Origin of the sequence: [Flexibacter] sp. ATCC 35208 (genome assembly GCF_001975825.1) — a bacterium.
Lineage (GTDB): Bacteria > Bacteroidota > Bacteroidia > Chitinophagales > Chitinophagaceae > Chitinophaga.
Genome location: NZ_MTKN01000263.1, coordinates 1 through 531 on the forward strand (window position 1 = coordinate 1; position 531 = coordinate 531).

The window sequence follows — 531 nt, forward strand, 5'->3', positions numbered from 1 at the left end:
AGCTTCGCCTCGCCATGACATTACAGCTGCGTTTGGCGCTAATCCGCCTTCGAGCATTTCGTCCCAGCCTAAAATTTGTCTTCCGTTTTTATTTAGGAATTTCTCGATTCGGGTTGTGAGATAACTTTGTAATTCATGTTCGTCTTTCAATCTTAAATCTTTGATTATTTTTTGACAATTCGGACATTCTTTCCATCTTGTTTTCGGGCACTCGTCTCCACCAATATGAATGTATTTACTTGGAAATAAAGCCATAACTTCCGTTAAAACATCTTCGAGAAAAGTAAAAGTCTCTTCTTTTCCGGCAAAGAAAATATCTTCAAAAACGCCCCAGCTTTCAATAACTTTATAGTGACGATCCAGAAAACAAGACAAATTTGGATAAGCCGTAACTGCTGCAGTTGCATGACCGGGCATTTCGATTTCAGGAATAATATTCACATAATGTTCTTCGGCAAATGTTACAACGTCTTTGATTTCCTCCTGCGTATAAAATCCTCCGTATGGATTTCCGGCAAAAAAATACGGGAA

At 38.6% G+C, this 531-nt stretch carries 1 protein-coding gene; it reads right to left on the reverse strand.

Annotation, left to right across the window (positions count from 1 at the left end; genetic code table 11):
• On the reverse strand, window positions 1-531 hold a 531-nt coding region (locus BW716_RS35425), incomplete at both ends, for a family 20 glycosylhydrolase (protein WP_179091434.1).